Source organism: Paenibacillus sp. PvR098, assembly GCF_017833255.1.
Lineage (GTDB): Bacteria > Bacillota > Bacilli > Paenibacillales > NBRC-103111 > Paenibacillus_G.
In genome coordinates, this window is sequence record NZ_JAFIBU010000001.1 from 1,504,801 (window position 1) to 1,523,170 (window position 18,370).

Consider the following 18,370-nt stretch of genomic DNA (forward strand, 5'->3'; position numbering starts at 1 on the left):
AAATACTAAGCTTTAAAGAGTTCAACCTTCGCCTTTCTTAAATCCTCAATCGTAGCGGAAACCGAAATTTGCTCCGGGTCTATGGATACTTCAATGATTGAAGGCTTGCCTGATTCAAGAGCCCGCTCAAACGCAGGAGCAAAATCTTCATGTCGATCAATCTGCTCTCCGTAACCGCCGAATAATCTGGCCAGCTCCGCAAAGTTCGGATTCGTCAGCAGCGTTCCGGTAATTCTTTTCGGGTACTCTCGTTCTTGATGCATCCGAATGGTACCGTACATATTGTTATTAAACACAATAGCAATCACGGGTGCTTCATAACGAACTGCCGTTTCAAATTCCTGCAGGGTCATCATAAAACCTCCGTCTCCGGATAAGGAAACCACAGTGCGTTCCGGGTGAGCCAATTTAGCTCCCACCGCAGCCGGCAATCCATAGCCCATAGCTCCATTGGTCGGTCCAATATAGGTACCGGGTTTTTCAAATTGGTAAAATTGATGCAACCAACCGCAAAAGTTCCCTGCATCATTGGTAATAATCGCATCATCAGGCGTGATCCGCTGCAGATCGGCGATAACCTTCTTCATATTCATTTTTGCATCCCCGTGTAATTCTGCAGCAATCCATTCGTCATACAATCGACGACGCTCGGCAATCCAAGCCAAACGTTCCTCTCTATTTTCAGCCGGATATTCCGTGGAAGCTTCAACCAATGCTTGTAATGCTTCACCGGCATCCGCAACAATTCCTATCGCCGGATTATAAACCTTCCCTATACTATTCGGATCGATATCTATATGAATAATGTCCTGATCGGATGAGAATAACGTATACCCTTGAGTAACAATTTCTGAAAAACGCATCCCTACAGCTATAACAAGATCAGCACTTTTCACCGTATCCAGAATGCTCTTGTGGGTTCCCAGTCCGATATGACCAAGATACTGCGCATGTTGATTCGGAAATGCATCATGACGACGAAATGATACCAATACCGGCAGTGCCATCGCTTCTGAGAACTGGATCAAGGGTTCATGTGCGCCTCCTCGGACTACACCTCCCCCGGCAATAACAATAGGACGCTTTGCCTTGGAAATCATCGCAAGTGCTGCTGTAACTTCAGGTTTGCTTGGTGCAGGCTTTGGAATCGTAGTTGCAGGACCTATTTCAAATTCTGCAACCGCATCGATCACATCCACAGGCAAGCCCACGACAACTGGACCTGGGCGTCCGGTTTTCGCTATGCGGAATGCCCGTTGAACAAGCTCTGGAATTCGATCGGTATCGGTAATTTCAATCGTCCATTTTGAGATGGGAGCAAAGAAGTTTTCTTGATTGACTTCCTGGAAGCCTTCCCGCGTTCGAAAATGACTATGTACTTGGCCTAAAAAGACGACCATAGGCGTGGAATCCTGCATAGCCGTATGAATGCCTATAGCCAGGTTAGCTCCCCCCACACCGCGGGTTGCCATACACACTCCCGGTTTACCGGTAGCTTTCGCATATCCTTCCGCCATGAAGGATGCTCCGCCTTCATGGCGGTTGGAGATCAGCTTGATGCTTTCTGTTTCATAGATCGCATCCAAAACACTCAAAAAACTTTCTCCGGGAACACAAAATACATGATCCACTTCTTCCCTACGAATACATTCCACTAAGGCTTGAGCACCTGTCATTTTTTGTTTCATTTCTATCTCACTCCTTTTTTTCTCGGAACAATATAAAATGATAAGGTAAGGAAACAGCAGGCCGTATACATCCTTGCTGTTTCCTTTGCCGTTTAGGACTAGATCTCAAGAACGATGTAATCTTTATCCAGAGATACGGAGAAGGTTTCTGCCACGTAGGGTCCTTCTTTCATCTCGCACCCGGCATCCGCCAGCGTGCAGCCAGCCTCCACCTTGGTCTCGTAAGCGCGGACACGAGTCTTGACCGGATCGAACCAGGACTGGCCGGTTTTAATGTCGAACTCCCATTGGTGCCAAGGGCAGCGGAGAATCTCCCCTTTTCTCGCATAAGAGTAGTCGCCTCGACCTTTAGATTGGACAAACCCGCTGAGCACCCCTTCGCAGAGCGGTGCGCCTCCATGCGGGCAGCGGTTTCGCAGGGCAAAAAATTCGCCGTCCACATTAAAAACGCCGATTGACCGCCCCCCGACATTGACGATTTTCCGTTCTCCAGGAGGGAGTTCATCTACAGTTCCGACGATATATTTCTGTTTGTTATTTAACATCGTCACGTTCCTCCTCCTTATCAGGAAGCCGGTAGAATGAGCGGGCATTGTCATAGAAAATCTTTTGCTTTAACGACTCCGGGAATTTGGGCGGAAACGTTAAATCGGGCGAATCATAGTCCCAGTGTGGATAATCCGTGGCAAACATGAGCATCTCATCCGAGCCCAAATGTTCGATCACCTGAAGCAGATATTCCGCAACCGGCGGTTCCTCCATCGGCTGCGTCGTAAAGCGCATATGCCCGCGGATATACTCCGACGGCTTGCGCGTCAAGAAAGGCACTTCCTCGCGCAGACGCTTCCAGTGCTTGTCGAGCCGCCACATCAGCGAAGGCACCCAGGCAAATCCGCCTTCGAGCATGACCGTGTGCAGGTTCGGGAACCGTTCAAACACCCCTTCGCAGACCATGCTGATCACCTGGCATTGAAACGCCTGCGCCATGTTGGTATGGTCCTCGATATAGTACGAGGGAAATCCGGAGGAGGTCGTGGCGTTCCCGCCTAATCCCCCAAAATGAACAGCGATCGGTAAGCCGTGGTTTTCCGCCGCCTCATAGATTTTCCAATATTTCCGCCGACCCATCGGCTCCCGGGTACGGGGCATGATCAGCACCTGCACGAAGCCGGGGTGACTCGCGACCCGGTTGATTTCGTCCGCCGCAAGCTCGGCGTTCTCGTACGGAATGACAATGGAAGCCCGCAGCCGCGGTTCTTTATCCAGCCATTCGGCGATTTGCCAATCGTTGACGGCCCGGGCCAGCGCCGCGCCGTATTCATCATTGAGCTGCTCCCCCACACGGTATAGACAGTTGAGAATGCCGTACTCCAAATTCAAGGGCTCCAGCAGCTGCTCCCGCATGAAATTCAGGTCGGAGCCGGGGATCTGACCGTTGGGCGGCCAAGAGTCCGTTCGCGTTCCGCCCGGATTACCCTTGGGATACGGGATATGGTTCGCGAACCCATGGTAGCTGCGCAAGCCGACCATGTCCATATAATTCCTCCAACGCAGGGGAAGGTACTGCTTCAGCACTTCGCTCGAGGGAACTTCATTATGAATATCGCAGTCGATGAAACGGGCTCCGGTTTTACGTTTGGGCTCCTTCACCACAGAACTAAACATCGTCATGCTTCTTCCTCCTTACGGTTCATACTCGGCTGCCAACATTAGAAACGGTAAAGCAAACGCGCGTTATCCGATAAAATTTTCTTCTCCAGACTAGGCGGTAGCTGGGCCGGGAGCGCCTCTTCCTTCGTATCGAAGTGCCAGTGCGGATAATCGGTAGAAAACAACAGCATGTCTTCGGAGCGCAGCTGCGCCATGGTTTGCAGCAGGTGTTCGGGTACCGGCGCTTCGTCTAGCGGCTGGATAGTTAATCGGAAATGCTCCCGGATGATCTCCGAGGGTAAACGGTCCACCCACGGCACTTCCCGGCGCAGGCCCTTCCAGTTCTTGTCGAGCCGCCACATCAGCGCTGGCATCCAGGTAAAGCCGCTTTCAAGCAGCACGACCCGAAGTGACGGGAAGCGCTGGAAAACGCCTTCGGTGATCAGGCTTACGATTTGTGACTGGAAGGCTTGCGAATGGCTGACATAATCCTCAAGATAATACGAAGGCCAACCGACCGGCATCGTCGGGTACCCCGTCATTCCGCCGGCATGAATCCCGATCGGCAGCCCGTACTGCTGGGCCGCCTCGTAGATCGGCCAGAAATGCTTTTTGCCGTAGAGCATTTCAGAGCGGACCAAAAGCAGCACCTGCACGAAACCGGGATCCCGGCCCAACCGGTGAATTTCCTCCGCCGCCTGCTCCGGGTTTTGGCTGGCGACGACGATGGAGGCCCGCAGCCGCGGTTCCTTATCCAGCCATTCCACGCGCTGCCAATCGTTGACCGCCGAGGCCATCGCTGCAGCCCAGTCCTCATTGTGAATCATCTGAACCCCATAAAGACAATTGAGAATGGCATACTGCACATTCCACGGATCCAATACCTGCTGACGCAAAGTCTCCAGATCCGAACCCGGCGGATGGCCGGAAGGCAGCTCTGAACCCGGTCTGGACGAAAGGGATACACCTCTCGGATAATAATTTGGTTCCAATCCTTTGATCCCATGCTCCACGATATAATCGCGCCAACGATCGGTTAAATAGGGGAATAGGGCTTGTATTGAAGGGACTGCATTGTGCACATCACAATCGATGACCCCTGTTTTGGTTTGGTTGCTATTGTGTTCCTGCGTCATGAGCTCATCCATTGTATACGCTCCTTCGCTTTAGAGATTTAACGTGTATCTAATCCTTAGTATATACGACTGAATGTATACTTGTATACAAGTAAAAACGGTTCTACTTTCGGTTTTTTTCTCCTCTACCCTTGATTCCTCGACTCCCCGATCTCTCACCACAAAAGTGTCGCCTGTGACCCGCTAACAGCAGATTCACAGGCCAACTACATTTTATTCATGGTGGTTGGGTCATGTTCATTTGAAGCAATGCCATTTCGTAAAGGGTTCTACAAAACACGATTAATAAACAGATGCTGTTTTCAACCCAACTTTTCGAGTAACACCATTAACAAACTGTAAGTCGCCCATAAACCGATACATCCGACAATACCAAGAATGAGATTTTCCCACCATTTATTCACATATGCCGGCAGCATCATGCTCTTACGGGATGTCATAAAAATGATCCCTACGATGATAATTGGTGCGGTAATAACGGCCAAGCTATTGCCGACAATGGTAAGAGTAACTAAATTGGGCGCGAAAGGCATGGAGAAAATGAGCGGCACGACGAGAAGACCCCCGACCGAAAACCATTTAAACTTTGGATCCATCTCGGGTTTTTCGTATTTCTCGCCCCTTTTTGTTGAGAGATGCACCCCATGCAATAACAGCTTCGTGAATCCGAAAGAAAACGTCGGATAAGAGGTGAAGCAGACAAAGAACACGGTGATCCACAACAAAAGTGGTCCGATCGGGCCAACGGCTTGTGCCATCATGGCAGCCAAGTCGACCTCGTTATGTATGGCTTGCCCTTGACCATACATGGTTTCGGCAGCAACAATCCAGATGGCCAAGTTGATTACGACGATCGCAACGATTCCGGTTAGCAGATCGATAATTTGTAATTTACGCTGCTGCGGCCCCTTCCATCCCTTGTCGTTCATCAGGTAAGGATACAAAAGGTTTGCAGCTGAGCCGCCAACGGCACCGATAATGGAAACCGCGATAAGCAGTGCACCGAACGCATCATTGTTAGCTGGTATTCCAAAACTGAGACCTTCAATAAATGCTCCTATGTTTACACCGGTTTTAAAAATAGCGAAGATAAACGTCAAAATAATGACAACGCAAGCGGTACGCGCTACAAATTCAAGCGCTTTCAATTGACGGGGCCGTGTGGTCACATAAATCGCCAGAAGTACCCCGACTATGGACCAACTGAAGCTATTGCCGACCTCACCAAACAGGTGATATAAAGCTACCCCTGTTCCCCGGATCATATAGGATACATAAACGAAACCCATGATATAACCAGATACGCCCAATAACAGCGGAAACCCTTTCCATACCCGGAAAAAACCATGAAATATAGTTTCATCTCCATTGCTATTACACAGCTGATATTTAGCCAGCGCGTTAACAAAGAAATAACGGCAAAACAAAGCGATGCAAAGCACCCACATTAAGTCATATCCGTAGTTAGCCCCAGACACGGATGCATCAACCAAATCCCCTGTTCCAAGCCAAGCGAATGCGACGACTAATCCTGGACCGATGCTCTTCAGTGTTTCCAGAAAGCCCCCGCCTTTTGGCCGTAGTTCCAATGTCTGATTTTCCATAGGTTTTGCCATTCTGCATGCCCCTTTAACCAGTTATTGTTATTATCATAATACTTTGCCAAACAAATAAATGGTAGTAAGCGTTTCCATAATTTAAAATCATTAGCCATGTCATTTCAATGGTAACCGCTTTCATTTTTTTGGTTTTAGTTTTACTCCTTCCTTGCCAGTCTTCCTAAAACCTCTGGCAGATCATCCTCCCTAACACCGACAACCTGAATTCCGTGTACCGAGAGCCGTTTGGGCTAACGCTTAGGCGATCCGGCTTCTAGAGAACAAGTACGACAACAGTGCAATCAAAGGTCGGTGAGTTGATTTTTCTTGGGCTCCCGCTGAAAACACGGCTGCCATAAACTATTTTTGTATAGTTTGATCTATATATATGCACCTCCTTGACATAATAGTATACTTGTATACATGAATATAACTGACCAATTCACCCTTGTCAATGAGGATAACGAGACGAATTGCAAGTTGTGCTTTGGCAATCATTTGGTGTAAAATATTTAACACAGTTAGCTTTAGGAAGAGGTAATGACGAATGGATGGCCATATCACTCTCATCACAACCGATTTCACTCTCGAACCGCTAGATTATTCCTCATCTTACACGCCCCTTCGCGAAGTGGTATATCAGAAACTCAAAACGTCAATCTTGAATGGTTCCTTAAAGCCGGGACAGCTTCTTAGCGAAAATCTGATTGCCGACAAGCTCTCTGTCAGCCGTACACCGGTCCGCGAAGCCATTCGGATCCTTGAAACAGAAAATCTGCTCACTTTTTTGCCGGGAAGAAAAGTGATTGTAACACTGCCTACGCTCCAGGATATCCATGAAGTGTATGAGATTCGTTCTATTGTTGAGGCCGAAGCTTTGCGGAGAATCACAACGAACCACCATGCCTTAATCCGTCAAATGGAAGACGCGATTGAACGGGGGGAAGAATACCGTAAACAAGGAAATCTCCAAAAAAGAGGGGAAATGAACACCTACTTCCATCTCTCGATTATTTCTGCCCTTGAAAATCAAAGGGTGCAGCGGTTCATCGATTCCCTCCATGACACCATTTCCCGCTTTCGGGTGTATTATCTGACCTTGGAATGGGCTATCGAGCGTGAAGACGAACACAAGGAAATCATTACCCTCATCAAGCAAGGCAATACGGAGCAGGCTGTAATTGTCTTAAAACGGCATTTGGCCATTTCCAAAGACAATTTGGCTAACGTTTTTACACGCAAATAAACGATCACCAATACAAAACATGCGAGTAAAAACGAACAAAAAGAAATAATAAAATTGCGCTTTTACTTGTATACAAGTATACATTTAGTCGTATATACTAAGGATTAGATACACGTTATTCTTAAAAACGAAGAAGCGTTTGCTATTGGAAGGCTTGCGAATGCTGACATATCGTAAGCCTGATCACCGAAGGCGTGTTCCAACGGTTCTCTTACTTCGGGTTGTGCTGCTTGAGAGCTGGTTTACTTGGATGCCCGCACTAATGTGGCGGCTCGACAAGAACTGGAAGGGCCTGCGCCGGGAAGTGCCGTGGGTGGACCGATTCATTTTACCGTTTCTAATGTTGGCAGCCGAGTATGAACCGTAAGGAGGAAGAAGCATGACGATGTTTAGTTCTGTGGTGAAGGAGCCCAAACGTAAAGCCGGAGCCCGTTTCATCGACTGCGATATTCATAATGAAGTTCCCTCGAGCGAAGTGCTGAAGCAGTACCTTCCCCAACGTTGGAGGAATTATATGGACATGGTCGGCTTGCGCAGCTACCATGGGTTCGCGAACCATATCCCGTATCCCAAGGGTAATCCGGGCGGAACGCGAACGGACTCTTGGCCGCCCAACGGTCAGATCCCCGGCTCCGACCTAAATTTCATGCGGGAGCAGCTGCTGGAGCCCTTGAATTTGGAGTACGGCATTCTCAACTGTCTATACCGTGTGGGGGAGCAGCTCAATGATGAATACGGCGCGGCGCTGGCCCGGGCCGTCAACGATTGGCAGATCGCCGAATGGCTGGATAAAGAACCGCGGCTGCGGGCTTCCATTGTCATCCCGTACGAGAACGCCGAGCTTGCGGCGGAAGAAATCAACCGGGTCGCGAGTCACCCCGGCTTCGTGCAGGTGCTGATCATGCCCCGTACCCGGGAGCCGATGGGCCGAAGAAAATATTGGAAAATCTATGAGGCGGCGGAAAACCACGGCTTACCGATCGCTGTTCATTTTGGGGGATTAGGCGGGAACGCCACGACCTCCTCCGGATTTCCCTCGTACTATATCGAGGACCATACCAACATGGCGCAGGCGTTTCAATGCCAGGTGATCAGCATGGTCTGCGAAGGGGTGTTTGAACGGTTCCCGAACCTGCACACGGTCATGCTCGAAGGCGGATTTGCCTGGGTGCCTTCGCTGATGTGGCGGCTCGACAAGCACTGGAAGCGTCTGCGCGAGGAAGTGCCTTTCTTGACGCGCAAGCCGTCGGAGTATATCCGCGGGCATATGCGCTTTACGACGCAGCCGATGGAGGAACCGCCGGTTGCGGAATATCTGCTTCAGGTGATCGAACATTTGGGCTCGGATGAGATGCTCATGTTTGCCACGGATTATCCACACTGGGACTATGATTCGCCCGATTTAACGTTTCCGCCCAAATTCCCGGAGTCGTTAAAGCAAAAGATTTTCTATGACAACGCCCGCTCATTCTACCGGCTTCCGTAAAACGATCTTTATAATCAATAGAGGTGGGAACCATATCACGCTATAGCCTAATCGCTCGTTCTATCGTCTTCACCTTGTCTGTGTTGATATTTCTAGTTTATAAGATCGGGGACTTCCAACAATTAGCCCCGATTCTTTCCATTTTGTCCATCATTGCGATTTTGTTATCGGTCCCTACTTCCGGTTTACCTACAAAAATCTTTGCACTTTTGTTTTTGGTGACTGGGACTTGGCTTGTGATGCAAAAAGGGATCAATTTGTATACCTACATATTAATTTATGGAGATATGCTTTATCTGCTTTCCTTATTCGCTATGCTTCCGTTATTGGCTATCCCGCTTCAATTAGGCAATTACGACCAGTCCATTGAACAGATCTTATATAAAAAAACGCGAAGCGTCACTCAATTGCACCGTACCATCAGTTCCATCTCGTTTTTACTCAGCAGTTTTTTGAATTTGGCCACCATTCCGATCATGTATTACAGTATCAAAAGCGCAGTCGAAAAGATCGGTTTGAAAAACACCAATAAATTTATGAGCTTGGCCATTATTAACGGTTATGCGGTCTCGGTTGCCTGGTCCCCCTTCTCTGGTGGGGTTGCCATTGCTCTAGAAACGACGAAAGTTCCCTGGTCTAGTGTTTTTTACAAATTATTCATTATCGGTCTTTTCGGATTATTTTTGAACTGGTTGATGTTCTGGATCATCGACAAGCGTACTGGAAGCGGGCAGGAAGAAAACCCGTCCGACAAACACAACCATGCCGTATCCGAAATGGCCTCGGCTCAAGAATTTGAAGAAGAAGCACACCAACCTTTCACTCAAAAACCCATCACCAAAATATTGCAGATCGTGTTAGTGATCCTTCTGCTCATTTCCGTAAACGTGGGATTAACCAGCATATGGCCGTTAGGGCTTGTCGTGACGACGACGATCTTGGCCTTTCCCTTTGCTCTCCTATGGGCTCTGGCTCTAAAGAAGGGAACGGCCTATTGGGGAGAAACCAAATCTTACGTCATAAATAAAATGCCCGGCATGGCGGATCAGTTTGCTATTTTCCTCAGCACCGGTTTTTTTGTTCAAGCGCTCCAATATTCCGGATACAATCATTTCGTTACCGAGTATATTTTGCAGTTCAATCATTGGGTCGGATCAAACCTTTTTTTGCTCATTCTCCCTTTGATCACACTCGGATTCGGCTTGATGGGGATGCATCCGATCACAGCCATTACACTTTTGGCCGAATCGATGAACCCCTCCGCTTTGGGAATATCAGCAGAGCACTTGGCCATTGCTTTGGTTGGGGGTGCCGTTATGACGTTTTCCATCGGTCCCTTTAGCGGAACACTGAATATGTTTTCCATTATTATCCGCCAAAGCACCTTTCGAATTGCAGCATGGAACCTTCTTTATACCGTGAGTTTTTTTCTCTTTTTGGCATTGGTTCTTTTGCTTATTTAAGCCGTTAAATTTGATTCAACACACCAAAAGCCCAAGGGATTTCTTACTCCCTCGGGCTTTTGTCATCCTTTACAGTTAAGCGGTTATAGCCGAATGTTTCATCCGCGCTAAAATTAAGCTAACGCTTTCTTCACCGATTCAAGTACCCTGTCCGGTTGGAACGGCTTAACTACAAAATCTTGGGCACCCGCCTGTATCGCTTGAACAACCATCAGCTGTTGTCCCATAGCGGAGCACATAATCACTTTCGCCATCGGATCCACTTGTTTGATATGTTTTAAAGCCTCGATACCTTCCATTTCCGGCATGGTAATATCCATGGTTACCAAGTCGGGCTTTAATTTTTTATACTGCTCGATCGCTTCAACACCATTGCCTGCCTCGCCGACAATTTGATGTCCGCCTTTCATGAGGATATCCTTCAGCATGACTCTCATAAATGCAGCGTCATCGACTACCAATATATTTGCCATGTCTTCCCCCTATTTTTCTTTGGTTCATTTAAAAAGTTATGCATTGTTACAGAGCGCAATCTTCAATTTTCCTTTTGCACGTTTTAATGCATTATCGATAGATTTATTGCCAACACCGTGTAAATCCGCTATTTCCTTATATACCAGACCATACATCAAACCCAAGACAGCCGCTCTCTCCAAATGCGTTAAATGTGTTTTTATCATGTCAAATAACTCGGTATCTCTGGCTTGATTCATAAAAACTTCTTCCGCTGATGGCGTGAAATGGGGTATGAGTTCATATCTGCTGGTCTTTTCTTGCTCGCTAAAAGGGGTTTCATCCAAGGACATGCTCTCATTTAATATCTGCTGTTTTTTCCTTAAAGCGGCTTTCACAGCATTGATGATATAGTGCTTAATGTGCATTTTTGCGAAACCTGAAAAAGCCATTCCTTTAGAGGAATTATATCGCTTACAGGCGATAAATAACCCGACACATCCCGCTTGATTTATGTCTCCCCGCATGAGACCTGGTGCATAATACTTCTTGCTGAAACTACAAATCATCGGCATGTAACGACTTAGTAGAGAGTTGAATGCAATCTGATCACCTTGATTAACGGAGGCGACCAAATCGGTATCCGTGATTTCATCCATCATTGAAGTTATGTTCACCACCAAACGGCTTAAACTTAATTCCCGCCCATTTTGTTAATGATTCCCGACACCTCTAATATTAAAGCTACTTTACCGTCACCCAATATGGTAGCCCCGGCAATGCAGTCTACTTTTCCGATATAAGAACCCAGCGACTTGATGACGATCTCTTGATTCCCGATCAGCTCATCTACAGCTAGGGCCAGCCGTTTTTCCGCTGAGCCCACAATCACTAACGGAATGTTTTTCTTCTTTTCCATTTTGCGAATGTGGAAAGAGTCATGCATCCAAGCCACCGGAATCACCTGATTACGCAGTACAATCACCGATTGTCCCCGAACCGTCTGGATATCTCCTGTTGTTACTCTGACGATTTCGGCGATATTGCTCATCGGAATAATAAACGTTTGATCTTGCAGTTTCACGAGCAGTCCGATGATGATGGCCAGCGTTAACGGAAGCTTGATTTTGAAGCAAGTTCCTTCTCCCAATTTGGTTTCAATATCGATCAGACCATTCAACTTCTCAATATGGCTTCTGACGATATCCATGCCCACACCGCGTCCGGATATATCACTCACTGCTTGAGCCGTTGAAAATCCGGGTCGAAAAATCAGGTCGATCGCTTCCCGATCGCTTAACTGCTCCGCTTCTTCCGCGAGAATGATACCCTTCTCCACCGCGGATCTTCTCATTTTGGCCGGGTCTATTCCTGCCCCGTCCTCTTCCACATAGATAACCACCTGGTTGTCCTCATGTGCCGCTTGGATTCGAAGAGTGCCTTTCCGATTTTTACCTGACTGTTCCCTTTTTTCCGGCATTTCGATCCCATGGTCCACCGCATTCCGAATGAGATGAATGAGCGGATCGGCAATCTCTTCTATCAGGGTCCGATCGAGTTCCGTGTCTTTTCCCTCCATCACCAGATCGATCTCCTTACCCAAGTCGCGGGAAAGATCTCGTATCATGCGGGGGAAACGGTTAAACAGCTGCTCAATTGGGAGCATTCTTGCTTTCATGACACTTTCCTGCAGATCGCCGATAATACGCGAAAGATGATCGGAGATTTGACCAAGCTCATTCACAGAATCATCGGAAATACGCCTTCTTTGCGTCCGCTCTACTTGTTGGATTCGAGTCTGGTCAATGACCAGTTCACCCACCAGATTCATGAGATGCTCCAGTCTTTCCACGCTCACTCGGATCGTCTGAGATTTGGATTTGCCTGTTTGTGCAGCCTCATCATGTACGATTCTTTCTTGAGCAGCCGAACTGGGGGTGACCAACACGGTCTCTTCGATTTCCAAAGGCGCTGCCTTTACATCGACCACATCGGTTAAATCGGCAACGAGAGCCTGCATTTCCTGTGAGCTTCGGTTTCCTGCATAAAGGAATGTGATATAGAACGGCCCATCCATATGTTCATCCATTTTTTCTAATTCCGGAGCAGTAAGAAATACCTCCCCATTATCAGTCAAATTGGAGTGAATGACATAAGCCCTTGCTCCTTTGATGACACATTCGGCGGAAACCTGCACACCGATCCAATACACATCAAGTCCATGATCCTGAGCCTCCTGTACTTTTAGCCGGGTATCCAAGTTCAATACAGGTTTGGGAGCAGAGTACATCGTAGGCCCTGAGCCAGTTGCTGGCTTACGCATGTCGGTAAAGGTTTGCAGCTTCTCCACGCAATCCGAGATATCCGTCATTGACTTATCGTTACGTTCAATATCGTTCTTTAACTGTTTGAGATAATCAAGCGACTGAAAGAGAAGATCAATCAGCGGGCCCGTTACCTCTAATTTATTACTTCTAACCTGATCCAAAAGATGTTCCATCTCGTGGGTTAATTGCTTCATTTCCTCAAAGCCCATCGCCGCAGATGAACCCTTCAAGGTATGCGCGGCGCGAAATAAACTTTGGATAACCCGAAGGGAATCCCCTTCTTGTTCGAGCTTTAGAATTTCATCGTCCATAAGCTGCAGCTGCTCTCCCAGCTCTTCCAGAAAAACCTCTCTGTATTCGGAAAACATGGACGTTTCACTCCTATTCATGAACTAACACTTCATCCAGCTTTAATATACCGACCAATCCGCTATCCGTAAATCCGATACCTGTAAAAAAGCTGCCGGATATCCCGCCCACACAATCCGGAGGAAGCTGAATATCTGAGAAGGTGGTTACTTTATTCACGCGGTCCACAACAATTCCAACGGCATCCTCTTGATGATGAACCACCACAATTCGTGTGGTCTTGGAATATTCCTTTTCATCATGCTGAAACAAATTGCGAAGACTAATCACGGGAACAATCTTCCCCCTGAGGTTAATAACCCCTTTCACATAGGGCATCACGTTAGGGATTTGTGTGATGTTCTGCATCTTTATAATTTCATGAATATCCTGAATCCGAATGGCATATTGTTCACTTTCGATACCAAACTCGACATATTGCTCCTGCCCAGTACCCTGCATCTTCATCCTCCACCTGTTCTCTTGTTGATTTTATTTGCAACCGGATATCATAATCGTTGGATGATCCGCAAGGGAGATCTCCTCGCCTGTAGCCAGAATACGAACAACGGGTCTCTGCATATGGCTGGTGATCTTGGTAACGATCGCTTCTTCCCCACCTTGAAGGAGAATTATGGTTCCCGGAGAATAGGCAGGAACGGCCCTCACGAAGGCCTGTATTACTTCGACATTATAGGAGATGCTGCTTAATGCCATCACCATCTCCATAGCATCGTGAGGAGGAGTATCTCCCGTTTGATTCTCGTACACATTGCACACTCCGCATATTTGGGCATAGGGGTGGAAAGCCTCCCCGCTGATCGACCGTGGGTATCCTTGGCCGTCGAGGGTTTCATGATGCTGGTATGCGATATGGGCAGATAATAAACTGATTTCGCGAATACTCCGCAGGACAGTAAATCCGGCCTCCGGATGCTCCCTTCCCACACTATTCACCGCTTTTCCTATATCATGAAGCAAACATCCCAATGCAAGATCCCGGAGCATTAATTCGTTATAGCCAAGAATTTTACCCACTTGCAGGGACAGTATCGCTACATTGACCGCATGGGCATAAGGTTTTAGTTCCACGGCCAACGTTGTAGAGGGTACGGGCAAAACAAGGGACCGGCTTTTGATTTCCTGGATAAGACGTCCTGTTCCTTGAAGTAATTTTATAGTGGGCATCTGCTTCTTTAATTTTACGGCATTGAAGGCTTCCTGAACCGACTGCACAATATCCATCCATGATGGAATATCGATCATTTCCTCCAGTGTAATTCCTTTGGATTCGGCGTCTTCAACAATCAAATTTTTGATGCCAATTTGAACTAATCTTTCCAAATATTTAGGATGAATGGTCTGGTTTGCGGACAGCAGCATACGGCGCTGACTGTCATATACCGGCTTCGCCAACTGCATGGTCCTGTCATCATATTCAGTGATAGGAATCAATCTCACAGTGTTCATTCCCCTTCTATAATAATTAAATCACTTATCTAACTCTAAAAATTGATACGGCACTATTCAATTCATCCGCAAGCCCTGCAAGGGATTGAGCTGTAGATGCGGTTTCCTCGGAAGCTGCTGCCGCTTCTTCTGTTGAGGCGGAGATACTTTCGATCGATGCGAGCACCTCCGAGGATTGAGCAGACTGTTCTTCGCTCGCCGCGGCGATTTCCGTTACCTTGTGGGCGGATTCATTAACCATCGTGATAATATGCTCAAATGCTTCCCCGGTTTTTTGCGACGATACGACGCCTTCCCCTACGGCTTTCACACTTTGCTGGGTATTCACCTGCATCCCTTTAATTATAGCCGTGATTTGCTTGGTCGCTTCACCGCTGCGTTCGGCCAACTTACGTACCTCGTCCGCAACAACCGCAAACCCCCGGCCCTGGTCTCCAGCGCGAGCCGCCTCAATCGCCGCATTCAGAGCTAATAGATTCGTTTGCTCGGCAATATCGTCAATGACTTCAATAATTTCCCCAATTTTATTCGAATCTTCTTCGAGGCGGGACATTTGCTGATTGACTAGCTGCATACCTTCAATCGAGAAACGGACCACTTTGCCGCCTTCCTGCGCAATTCCTACCGTGCTGTTGGACAATTCAGAGGCTTGCTCAGCACCCTTAGCTACTGAGTCAATGGCGTTAGACAATTCCTTGAACAATTCGTTCATCGTTTGAGCGTCATTGGCCTGACTGGTTGTACCGCTCGCAATCTCCTCGGTGGTAGCGGATATTTGCTGGGACGCTGCAGCGACGCTTTCCGCTGATGCCATAATCCCGCTAACCGTTGTTCTTAAGCTTAGCACCATGTCATTGATCGAATTAGCCAACTGCCCTATCTCGTCTTTCGTATCGATATCCGCTGTTTCTCTTAAATCGCCTCCGGCTACTTTATCGACTAACCCCACCACGCGATTCAAAGGACGTGAAATAATTTGAGAGATGAAGTAACCGAATCCAATACTGAAGAGCAGGGAAGCAAGGATAATCGTTATCGTAATGGTTCGGGAGCTTGCGTAAGTAGCATTGGCCTCCTGATTCGCTTTTTCCGCGGTCTGAATGTTTAAGGAAATTAACTCCTGTAAAATCGTTTCGGCTTGGTCGCCTACTTCTCTAAAACCGGGAGCAAGTCTTAAATATCCTTCCACATCTCCGGCATGAGCGGATTGAATCGCCTGATCCAATATCCCTTTATAAGCTTGCCATGCGGGGTCAAATTTCTTTAACAATTCCTGTGCTTGCGAGTCCAAGCCTGTTTTGCTGTATTTATCGATGTTTGCGTCAATTTGTATTTTAAGTTCTTGTATCCTTTGTTCATAATTATTTTTAGCCTCAGGCGTATTCGCTACGAAGTTCATATCGCGAATATTCACTCTGATTCGTTGATACAAAATTTGTGAACTGGAAAGATCATTAATCGGTATTAAACGATCATTATAAGTGATCGTGATCTCGTCATTTAATTTACCCATGTTATTTAATCCAAAGAACCCCACACATGCAAGCAGGATGGCCATAAAGACAAATGCTGAAATCAATTTCACAGACGTTTTCAAATCATAAAACCATTTCATTAGTAGTAAGCCCCTTTTTTAATTTATAAAACCTTAGCGTCATATCCCCATTTTCAACAGAAGACCCATCACCACCAACATCAATTTGACGAATTTAAAAATAAAAACTCCATTCCGTTCTAGCATGTCGATGATTTCCTGCAATGATATGATCTTTCATATTTTTCTATTTTATGGTCAAAAAAAGGACCCCCAAAGGGTCCTGTTCTCCCCCATTGGCAACCCGGCCGTCATAGCTAGCACCTTAGACCCGTGGCTTTGCGCCCTTACCTTTCGGCAAGTTTGCCTTTATCAAATAGAATTTAGGTAATAATAACCATACATCAAAATACACTGAATCAAAAACAAATGTCAATAATCATTGGATTTTGTCGAAAAATGTACAAATATTTTTGAAAAGTATCAGAATTATTATTTGTTTACATGATCTTACAGTCCCGTTATCCAGTACATATAGTCTGATGGTCTTAATTATAGTTTTCACACCCATAACCAAACTGCGGTTTGTGTTCCAGCATCTACGGATGAATTGGCGACTGTTCCATAACAGCACCTCTAATGAATAAACTGCTATATTCTAAAGTAATCAGTTCATCCCAATCGTTAACTATGTAAAGCAGATAACGTATGAAGCATCCGTTGATGCGTCATAGGTGCCAGCCCAGTTGACGAATTTCATAATCTTCTGTAATAATAAATCGTAGTTAAAAACAAAAAACAATAGCAGGAGAAACTTTCTATGGACCATAATATGGAAATGTTAATCGACTTGTTCGACAAGTATACGAATGAACAAATGGCTGATTTGTCCGACTTTTCGTATGAAGGCCGGAATATGACCCGGGATGAGACGCTTGTTATCGTGTCAACCCTTCGGGCTTCCCGCATAGCCAGAGGATATATCAACGGCGGACGTACAAGGCAAAGGGAATCGAACTAGCCTATGAAGCAACCTAAAAACCAACAGATTGCCACTGAGCATCTGTTGGTTTTATTTAGTTCAGCTAAGCTTCCAGTTTATCTCGCCATTCCAAACTTCTTGGCGAGTTTCCCGGTTAACTTGTTCGAGTCAGCGACTTTAGCGAACGGTATACTCCGGTAAAACGTCCACACAAAATAAGGTTTTTTCCCGTACGTGGGCAAATCGCTTTCAGATTCAAATGGTAGCAGGCTGCAAGTAGCTCTCCCATAGGTCAATCAGAACCTTATCTTTTCTTGGCGTATCCGGCCCCCATAAATCCGAAGCATCAAATTCAACAAGGTATACGGGTTCTTTAATCGCTTGTTCGGAATAAATATTGGTCTCTGGCAATTTGTAATTCCCATGGATTTCTTTTACGCATCCCATTTTCCCTTTGGCATAACTGGGTAATCGGATATGTCCCTTCGAATGGATAAGCTTCGTTATAACTGTATCCCCCGGCTTAAATTTTGGAGCTGATTCGCGAGTGATGTTCAGAGCCGTTTTGTTGTCGCGAACGTATTTCAATTGAGTCAATGCGTTCAGAAGATCCTGGTTTTCATCAAGAGAAAATCCCTTCTTTATTTCCTGTATCTCTACATCATTCAGAACGCCTTTCTCAATTAACAAGATCAATAAGCCATATAACCATTTTTCGTAGTACGAGAAGGCCAAGTAAAAATCGGGTTTGACTCTTTCAACCGCATAACGGACTTCATCCAGATTAATTACATTTTTTTTACTTAGAGTAACAAGCATCGCCCGCATTTTACCTTCCCAATCTGCATGAAAAACCGGTTCATTTTCCTCACGTACTATTTGTCCAAAACCTTGCATTCCGCCCATATCATGTACACCGTTCATGTCAAATACCCCTTTCTATATCACTCACCTATAAAAGTGAGACGAGGGCGAAATCATCCTCGTCT

General features: G+C 46.6%; 17 protein-coding genes and 1 riboswitch. Of the genes, 5 read left to right on the forward strand and 12 right to left on the reverse strand.

Translation table 11 applies throughout. The annotated features are described in order from the left end of the window. Window positions 1–5 precede the first annotated feature (5 nt). The 5 genes from JOE45_RS07535 to JOE45_RS07555 all read right to left on the reverse strand — a co-directional run bounded on the left by JOE45_RS07535 (window position 6) and on the right by JOE45_RS07555 (window position 6,090). Window positions 6–1,688 carry a thiamine pyrophosphate-dependent enzyme gene (locus JOE45_RS07535; protein WP_210020785.1) on the reverse strand — a complete coding sequence of 561 codons (1,683 nt, stop codon included), beginning with the start codon at window positions 1,686–1,688 and terminating at the stop codon, window positions 6–8. 98 nt (window positions 1,689–1,786) lie between these two features. After that, complete coding sequence (locus JOE45_RS07540; RefSeq protein ID WP_210020784.1) at window positions 1,787–2,233, reverse strand: Rieske (2Fe-2S) protein; 447 nt, start codon at window positions 2,231–2,233, stop codon at window positions 1,787–1,789. Beyond that, window positions 2,223–3,359 carry an amidohydrolase family protein gene (locus JOE45_RS07545; RefSeq protein ID WP_210020783.1) on the reverse strand — a complete coding sequence of 379 codons (1,137 nt, stop codon included), beginning with the start codon at window positions 3,357–3,359 and terminating at the stop codon, window positions 2,223–2,225. Before JOE45_RS07545 ends, JOE45_RS07540 begins: the two co-directional genes overlap by 11 nt. A 38-nt stretch (window positions 3,360–3,397) precedes the next feature. Next, entirely contained in the window at window positions 3,398–4,486 is a 1,089-nt protein-coding gene (locus JOE45_RS07550) for an amidohydrolase family protein (RefSeq protein ID WP_210020782.1), read from the reverse strand. 290 nt (window positions 4,487–4,776) lie between these two features. Next, window positions 4,777–6,090, reverse strand: coding sequence for an Nramp family divalent metal transporter (locus JOE45_RS07555; RefSeq protein ID WP_210020781.1), 1,314 nt, complete (start codon window positions 6,088–6,090; stop codon window positions 4,777–4,779). A gap of 529 nt (window positions 6,091–6,619) precedes the next feature. On the opposite strand from JOE45_RS07555, the gene JOE45_RS07560 reads away from it, so the two are divergent. The 4 genes from JOE45_RS07560 to JOE45_RS07575 all read left to right on the forward strand — a co-directional run bounded on the left by JOE45_RS07560 (window position 6,620) and on the right by JOE45_RS07575 (window position 10,267). Beyond that, window positions 6,620–7,318, forward strand: coding sequence for a GntR family transcriptional regulator (locus tag JOE45_RS07560; RefSeq protein WP_210020780.1), 699 nt, complete (start codon window positions 6,620–6,622; stop codon window positions 7,316–7,318). A gap of 160 nt (window positions 7,319–7,478) precedes the next feature. Beyond that, window positions 7,479–7,685 (forward strand): hypothetical protein, encoded by a 207-nt coding sequence (locus JOE45_RS07565; protein WP_210020779.1) that lies wholly within the window; start codon window positions 7,479–7,481, stop codon window positions 7,683–7,685. A gap of 12 nt (window positions 7,686–7,697) precedes the next feature. Next, a complete protein-coding gene (locus JOE45_RS07570) occupies window positions 7,698–8,804 on the forward strand; it encodes an amidohydrolase family protein (protein ID WP_210020778.1) in 1,107 nt (368 codons plus the stop codon). A 239-nt stretch (window positions 8,805–9,043) separates the two neighbouring features. Continuing rightward, window positions 9,044–10,267 (forward strand): hypothetical protein, encoded by a 1,224-nt coding sequence (locus JOE45_RS07575; protein ID WP_210020777.1) that lies wholly within the window; start codon window positions 9,044–9,046, stop codon window positions 10,265–10,267. Window positions 10,268–10,380: 113 nt separating this feature from the next. On the opposite strand, the gene JOE45_RS07580 is transcribed toward JOE45_RS07575, so the two are convergent. The 6 genes from JOE45_RS07580 to JOE45_RS07605 are packed head-to-tail and all read right to left on the reverse strand — an operon-like array spanning window position 10,381 to window position 16,480. After that, complete coding sequence (locus JOE45_RS07580; RefSeq protein WP_210020776.1) at window positions 10,381–10,740, reverse strand: response regulator; 360 nt, start codon at window positions 10,738–10,740, stop codon at window positions 10,381–10,383. 36 nt (window positions 10,741–10,776) lie between these two features. After that, a complete protein-coding gene (locus JOE45_RS07585) occupies window positions 10,777–11,382 on the reverse strand; it encodes a sigma-70 family RNA polymerase sigma factor (RefSeq protein WP_210020775.1) in 606 nt (201 codons plus the stop codon). Between the two features lie 32 nt (window positions 11,383–11,414). Next, on the reverse strand, window positions 11,415–13,415 hold the full coding sequence (locus tag JOE45_RS07590; RefSeq protein WP_210020774.1) for a chemotaxis protein CheA: 2,001 nt from the start codon (window positions 13,413–13,415) through the stop codon (window positions 11,415–11,417). 13 nt (window positions 13,416–13,428) lie between these two features. Next, window positions 13,429–13,857, reverse strand: coding sequence for a chemotaxis protein CheW (locus JOE45_RS07595; protein ID WP_210020773.1), 429 nt, complete (start codon window positions 13,855–13,857; stop codon window positions 13,429–13,431). Between the two features lie 30 nt (window positions 13,858–13,887). Next, the gene (locus tag JOE45_RS07600) at window positions 13,888–14,856 is read right to left on the reverse strand and encodes an HD-GYP domain-containing protein (RefSeq protein WP_210020772.1); all 969 of its coding nucleotides are present in this window, start codon (window positions 14,854–14,856) and stop codon (window positions 13,888–13,890) included. A gap of 34 nt (window positions 14,857–14,890) precedes the next feature. Next, window positions 14,891–16,480 (reverse strand): methyl-accepting chemotaxis protein, encoded by a 1,590-nt coding sequence (locus JOE45_RS07605; RefSeq protein ID WP_210020771.1) that lies wholly within the window; start codon window positions 16,478–16,480, stop codon window positions 14,891–14,893. 214 nt (window positions 16,481–16,694) lie between these two features. Next, a riboswitch (cyclic di-GMP riboswitch) is annotated at window positions 16,695–16,777 on the reverse strand. Between the two features lie 442 nt (window positions 16,778–17,219). On the opposite strand from JOE45_RS07605, the gene JOE45_RS07610 reads away from it, so the two are divergent. Then, the gene (locus JOE45_RS07610; RefSeq protein WP_210020770.1) at window positions 17,220–17,420 is read left to right on the forward strand and encodes a hypothetical protein; all 201 of its coding nucleotides are present in this window, start codon (window positions 17,220–17,222) and stop codon (window positions 17,418–17,420) included. A 216-nt stretch (window positions 17,421–17,636) separates the two neighbouring features. On the opposite strand, the gene nthB is transcribed toward JOE45_RS07610, so the two are convergent. Continuing rightward, on the reverse strand, window positions 17,637–18,305 hold the full coding sequence (nthB, locus tag JOE45_RS07615) for a nitrile hydratase subunit beta (protein WP_210020769.1): 669 nt from the start codon (window positions 18,303–18,305) through the stop codon (window positions 17,637–17,639). Between the last annotated feature and the right edge of the window lie 65 nt (window positions 18,306–18,370).

What these genes read in the sequence shown, in the direction of transcription:
- JOE45_RS07570 (WP_210020778.1), top strand. Translation starts at nt 7,698, where the DNA reads ATGACGATGTTTAGTTCTGTGGTGAAGGAGCCCAAACGTAAAGCCGGA.
- JOE45_RS07585 (WP_210020775.1), bottom strand. Translation starts at nt 11,382, where the DNA reads ATGATGGATGAAATCACGGATACCGATTTGGTCGCCTCCGTTAATCAA.
- JOE45_RS07550 (WP_210020782.1), bottom strand. Translation starts at nt 4,486, where the DNA reads ATGGATGAGCTCATGACGCAGGAACACAATAGCAACCAAACCAAAACA.
- JOE45_RS07565 (WP_210020779.1), top strand. Translation starts at nt 7,479, where the DNA reads ATGCTGACATATCGTAAGCCTGATCACCGAAGGCGTGTTCCAACGGTT.
- JOE45_RS07560 (WP_210020780.1), top strand. Translation starts at nt 6,620, where the DNA reads ATGGATGGCCATATCACTCTCATCACAACCGATTTCACTCTCGAACCG.
- JOE45_RS07575 (WP_210020777.1), top strand. Translation starts at nt 9,044, where the DNA reads ATGCAAAAAGGGATCAATTTGTATACCTACATATTAATTTATGGAGAT.
- JOE45_RS07590 (WP_210020774.1), bottom strand. Translation starts at nt 13,415, where the DNA reads ATGTTTTCCGAATACAGAGAGGTTTTTCTGGAAGAGCTGGGAGAGCAG.
- JOE45_RS07540 (WP_210020784.1), bottom strand. Translation starts at nt 2,233, where the DNA reads ATGTTAAATAACAAACAGAAATATATCGTCGGAACTGTAGATGAACTC.
- JOE45_RS07555 (WP_210020781.1), bottom strand. Translation starts at nt 6,090, where the DNA reads ATGGCAAAACCTATGGAAAATCAGACATTGGAACTACGGCCAAAAGGC.
- JOE45_RS07605 (WP_210020771.1), bottom strand. Translation starts at nt 16,480, where the DNA reads ATGAAATGGTTTTATGATTTGAAAACGTCTGTGAAATTGATTTCAGCA.
- JOE45_RS07545 (WP_210020783.1), bottom strand. Translation starts at nt 3,359, where the DNA reads ATGACGATGTTTAGTTCTGTGGTGAAGGAGCCCAAACGTAAAACCGGA.
- JOE45_RS07535 (WP_210020785.1), bottom strand. Translation starts at nt 1,688, where the DNA reads ATGAAACAAAAAATGACAGGTGCTCAAGCCTTAGTGGAATGTATTCGT.
- JOE45_RS07595 (WP_210020773.1), bottom strand. Translation starts at nt 13,857, where the DNA reads ATGCAGGGTACTGGGCAGGAGCAATATGTCGAGTTTGGTATCGAAAGT.
- JOE45_RS07580 (WP_210020776.1), bottom strand. Translation starts at nt 10,740, where the DNA reads ATGGCAAATATATTGGTAGTCGATGACGCTGCATTTATGAGAGTCATG.
- JOE45_RS07610 (WP_210020770.1), top strand. Translation starts at nt 17,220, where the DNA reads ATGGACCATAATATGGAAATGTTAATCGACTTGTTCGACAAGTATACG.
- nthB (WP_210020769.1), bottom strand. Translation starts at nt 18,305, where the DNA reads ATGAACGGTGTACATGATATGGGCGGAATGCAAGGTTTTGGACAAATA.